Source organism: Paenarthrobacter sp. CM16, from assembly GCF_013179505.1.
Lineage (GTDB): Bacteria > Actinomycetota > Actinomycetes > Actinomycetales > Micrococcaceae > Arthrobacter.
The window spans coordinates 1-4,846 of sequence record NZ_JABMCX010000325.1; the positions used below are offsets into that span (position 1 = coordinate 1).

The window sequence follows — 4,846 nt, forward strand, 5'->3', positions numbered from 1 at the left end:
CATCGCGCTCAGCCTGCGCCGTCCGGGACTGCTGAACTGTCCTGGCAGGCTGGGCCGTGCGTCCTGCCATCTTGGCATCGCGGTCAGCGAGCCGGGCAAACATATCGTTGTAAGCACTGAGATCGGCGTCATTATTCCTGTCGGCCGCACGATCAACCCGTCGGGTCTCGCGTTCGTCGGAGCGCGACCACATTACGGCCACTCCGATCGCCACCAGCAGGGTGGGTACTTCGCCGATCCCCCATGCCACCGCACCGCCCAGTTGCTGGTCTCCAATGGCTGACGGACCCCAGGCCCGGCCCAGGTTGCCGAAGTAGTCGGCTGCCAGCAGCCCGGTGCCACCCATGATGGCCACGCCGAAGAAAGCGTGGAAGCCCATAGTGGCCAACAGAAGGAGCAGGCGCATCGGATAAGGGGCACGGCGCGGTAGGGGATCGCTGCCGATCATGCTCAGCACAAAGATGTAGCCGGTCAAAAGGAAGTGCACGTTCATGAGTTCGTGGCCAACGTGCTCGCGCATCGCCAGGCCGAACAGGTCCGAGTAGTAGAACAACACGATGGAGCCTGCAAAGTTGGCCGCCGCGAACAACGGGTGTGTCACCACCTGCGAGAACCTGGAGTGCACAAACAGCAGCAACCACTCGCGAAGGCCACGCGAGCCGTGGGTTCCTTCCCCACGGGAGGGCAGGGCTCGCAGCGCAAGCGTCACGGGGGCACCCAGGACGAGGAAGATCGGCGCCACCATGGTCAGGGCCATGTGATCCACCATGTGAGCGGAGAACAACACGCGCCCGTAGACAGCGGGTGGACCCGAGGTGATGTAGGTGAGTACCACCAGCCCAATGATCCAGTTGACTGTCCGGAACCAGGACCACTTGTCTCCACGCTTGCGGACCTTGACGATGCCCATGATGTAGGTGACCGCGCCGAACAGCGCCACTCCCACCCACAGCCAGTCGAAGCGCCATTCAGTCAACCAGCGTTCCGGCGTGAGTTCCGGTGGAAGCTCGTAACCAGAGAGGATGAACGACGGCGAGGCATCGGGGGCGTACGTGGTGGGCTGCGGAGGAGCCGAACGTCCCAGCGCAACGGCGAGTCCCGACGTCGCGCCCATCACCAGCAACTCAACCAAAACCAACTGCCACAGCACGCGACGGGCCGACATGGAGCCGTTCTTACCAAGCTGCGGAATGACCCATTGGCGGTGCATGAAGCCGATGCCGCCCAAAACCAGCGTGGCCAGGGACTTTGCGACGATCAGTTGCCCATAGGGAGAGCCGAACAGGTCCGCGGGGTTGGTCACGCGGATGGCGGCATTGATGACACCCGAGGCGAACACCAAAACGAAGGCAAAGCCGGCCAACGCCGAGAAGCGGCGCAGTGTCTGCTCGGTGATGTCAGGTGTTCCCTTGCTCCGTGAACCAGTGAGGATTCCGGAGAGGACCACCAACATGATGATGCCGCCCACCCACGTAGACACGCCCACCAAGTGGAGACCCAGGGAGTTGATGGCACCTTCATGGTCGCTGGAACTGGACGAGTGGCCAATCAAGGCCGTGGGAATCAGCCCGATCAGGGCCAGCAGAAGAGTGAATGCCAGGCCGGTCAACGAGCGCACCCCGAACAGCGCAGTGGTCACAACGGCGGCGATGATGGTGACGGCGAGCCAGGCCTTGCCTGTCTCGATGTCGGTCATGAAGTACACCAGCGAGCGGGTGAACTCTGCGTCGCCGGAAAGCCCTTGGCCCGCTACGTCTGCGTAGGTCAGGACGAGGACTGCCACTGAGGACAACGTCCATGCCGCTCCAGCACCTGCGGCAACGGCCAGGGCCCGGGCAAAGGCTGGATGTTCGGGGGCGTCGACGTCCTTCTCGCGGGAACGTGACCCGCCGAGGTTCTTGGGGAGGATGCCAACGGCAAATATCAGGCCGCCCACCACGGTAGCTACTGAGACGTTGTGGATGGCTTTCGCGAACGGGAGACCCCAGCGGACCAACTCGCCGGGATCAGACACCTGCCGGGTGGCCGAGGCACCCGAGTAGATGAGGGCCGCGGCGAGCGTCAGGAACAGCGCGGCCAGACCAGCCAGCTGCCACGGCAGGGAAATCCCCGCGACTGTAGTGCCTCCCCGTGCTCCCGGCTTGGGAACAGGCGAAGGGGCAGTTGCGGAACTTCTTGCTGATGGCACTTATCCATTGTCCGCTACCAGTCGCCGGGCTGCGAATCGGGAGGGTGCCATGTGGATTCCGGGCGCTATGTGGAAAACAAAAGGGACGGCAACCATCAGGTTGCCGTCCCTTCAAGGCGTTCGCCGAAGAGTAATTACTTCTTCTTGGCGACAGCGGCCTTCAGCTTGGAGCCGGCGGTCAGCTTGACGCTGTGGCCTGCTGCGATCTGGATGGTCTCGCCGGTCTGCGGGTTGCGGCCGGTGCGGGCTGCACGGTCGGTGCGCTCAACTGCGAGCCAGCCCGGGATGGTGATCTTTTCGCCGGCGGCGACAGAAGTCTCGAAAACTTCGAACAGTGCATCGAGCACGGAGTTGACTGCTGCCTGGCTGGTGCCAGCCTTGCCTGCTACCTCTGCAACGAGTTCACTACGGTTCTTAGCCATTTACGTCCTCCTGGACTCATACGTTTTTGAGCTTTCAAGCGGAATGCGAGCAAGCCACTGTTCGAAAACTTACCAGCTTGGGCTCGCATGGCCAGCAAATTCCGCGTGTTTCCGCGCCTTTTTGACCAAAATCACCGGATTTTAGGGGTTTTTAGGGGTGCTTTACGCCCTTGGCGTACCCTACGGCCTTGGCCGGCGCTGCCTGCTGTGCGCTGTCAGAACAGGATGCGCTGGAACAGAAGGTGGTCCTGCCACTCCCCCGCGATCTGCAAGTAGGAGGGCGCAACACCTATCTTTTCGAAGCCGCACCGCCTCAGAACGGCCTGTGAACTTCCATTGTGAAGCAGCGTGGCTGCTTGGATCCGATGCAGCCCCAGTTCCTCGGCGGCCATCTTTACGACGGCGTTCACCGCACCTGACGCGTGGCCCCTGCCCGTACATTCCGCATCAATCCAGTAACCGAGGTTGGCGTTCTGGAAAGGACCGCGGACGATGCCGGTCAGCGTGATCATCCCTTGAATGCCCCTGCTGCCGGAAATGATCCAAGGCACTTCGTTGCCCGCTGCAAAGTGATCCATCTTGGCACTAAGCGCGGCCTCCTGACCCAGTACCGTGAAAAAGTCATCACCGCGGGTAGGCTCCCAGCGAGCCAGATGGTTACGGTTGCGCAGATACGCTGCAGCCAGCCCGGAAGCATCCGAGAGCTCCACGGGCCGAAGGTGCAGCTCTTCGCCTGCCCTGTCCTCCGAAGCCGTAAACACTCTTCGTGTGAGATTCATCCCCAGACTCTACCGGCACCCTGACAGGACAATTGCGCGGTGGCCTACCGGGTGATAGTTTTCGGGTGATCGTGAACTTTTGACAGGAGGTGGGACCCATGAATGCAGTATCCGCAGTGGGCGCTCCCTCCAGTCCACGATCTCCGCGACTTAGCTAGTCGCCATTCGGAGCGCCCTACCCCCGCACTTCGCGAAAGGCGACTCCCTTGAGTACATCAACTTCTTCCTCCCCGCACTTCCCATCCCCGCACGGAGACTCGACGGCGGCACCCCGGACGCCAGGGTCCGGCCAGTCCCAGCCAGAGGCCGAAGCCGGCCAGGAGGTTCGGCAACCGCCCAAGGACCAGCGCGCCCTGGTCCTCGGCGGCGGTGGATCCACAGGCAACGCATGGCTGATTGGAGTCATCGCCGGCCTCTTTGATGCCGGACTGGACGTCACCACGGCAGATCTCACTGTTGGCACGTCAGCGGGCTCCACCGCCGCTGCGCAGCTCGCCGGCACAACACCGATTGAGCTCTTCAACGCCATCATCGAGGCTCCCCCGCAACCCGCCGGCAGGGCCGGGTCAGGCCAGGTTGCACCTGGCACCGGCCCCGTAGTCAGCCACATGGAGCGGACCGGCAACATCATGAAGGCTGCCTCGGACATGGCTGATATGCGCCGCAGATTGGGAGCAGCAGCCATCGATATGGCTGAAGCCATGGAAGGCCCCAGCACGCGTTGGCGGGCCACGGTGGCAACCCGTCTCCCCTGTGCAGAGTGGCCGGAGCGGGCAATCCGCCTGACCGCTGTCAATGCCCGGACTGGTGACCCCATGGTCTTCGACCGCAACAGCGGGGTGGACCTGGTGGACGCCGTGGCCGCCAGCTGCGCCAACGGATTCGCCTACAGCATCGGTACCAACTACTACATCGACGGCGGTTACCGCGCCAACGCCGAGAACGCCGATTTGGCTGCCGGCTATGGACGAGTGCTGGTGCTGGCGCCCTTTGGCGGACGGACGCGAACGCCAGTGGAGTGGGGCATGCACCTCTTCGGGCAGGTGGACACTCTACGATCCAACGGCAGCCTGGTTGAGACGGTCTTCCCTCATAGCGATTCCGAGCACATGTTCGGTGTCAATGCCATGGATCTGTCCCTGCGTCCTGCCGCAGCCCGAGCCGGATTCCAGTTAGGCAACGTCCTGGCGGGACGGCTGGCTGATTTCTGGGGCAAACGGGACACTTCAGTCTGACGGACGTGTCGGCATCACGCCCACGCTGGCCGATAGTCAGTCACCTGGCCGGTGCCGGCTGGTGTGGTGGTTAAAGGGGAAGAGCCCCGACCTTGGGTCGGGGCTCTTGCCTTAATGGTTGTCCGGCGGTGTCCTACTCTCCCACACCCTCCCGGGTGCAGTACCATCGGCGCTGTGGGTCTTAGCTTCCGGGTTCGGAATGGGACCGGGCGTTTCCCCCAC

The 4,846-nt window shown here is 62.9% G+C and carries 4 protein-coding genes and 1 rRNA gene; 1 reads left to right on the plus strand and 4 read right to left on the minus strand.

Annotated features, from left to right (window positions below):
- The 3 genes from HP499_RS20780 to HP499_RS20790 all read right to left on the minus strand — a co-directional run.
- Window positions 1–2,188 (minus strand): cytochrome c oxidase assembly protein (locus tag HP499_RS20780; protein ID WP_375154263.1); only part of this gene is annotated, 2,188 nt, incomplete at its 3' end.
- A gap of 134 nt (window positions 2,189–2,322) precedes the next feature.
- Window positions 2,323–2,610 carry an HU family DNA-binding protein gene (locus HP499_RS20785; RefSeq protein WP_011776355.1) on the minus strand — a complete coding sequence of 96 codons (288 nt, stop codon included), beginning with the start codon at window positions 2,608–2,610 and terminating at the stop codon, window positions 2,323–2,325.
- A gap of 215 nt (window positions 2,611–2,825) precedes the next feature.
- The gene (locus HP499_RS20790) at window positions 2,826–3,389 is read right to left on the minus strand and encodes a GNAT family N-acetyltransferase (protein WP_172326025.1); all 564 of its coding nucleotides are present in this window, start codon (window positions 3,387–3,389) and stop codon (window positions 2,826–2,828) included.
- A 206-nt stretch (window positions 3,390–3,595) separates the two neighbouring features.
- Between HP499_RS20790 and HP499_RS20795 the strand changes: the two genes are divergently transcribed.
- On the plus strand, window positions 3,596–4,624 hold the full coding sequence (locus HP499_RS20795; protein ID WP_375154264.1) for a patatin-like phospholipase family protein: 1,029 nt from the start codon (window positions 3,596–3,598) through the stop codon (window positions 4,622–4,624).
- 120 nt (window positions 4,625–4,744) lie between these two features.
- Here the strand turns inward: HP499_RS20795 and rrf are convergent.
- Window positions 4,745–4,846: ribosomal RNA gene (gene rrf / locus HP499_RS20800) — 5S ribosomal RNA — on the minus strand; the annotation flags it as partial.

Excerpts from the sequence above, each read along its gene's own strand:
- HP499_RS20790 (WP_172326025.1), bottom strand. The coding sequence starts at position 3,389 with ATGAATCTCACACGAAGAGTGTTTACGGCTTCGGAGGACAGGGCAGGC.
- HP499_RS20785 (WP_011776355.1), bottom strand. The coding sequence starts at position 2,610 with ATGGCTAAGAACCGTAGTGAACTCGTTGCAGAGGTAGCAGGCAAGGCT.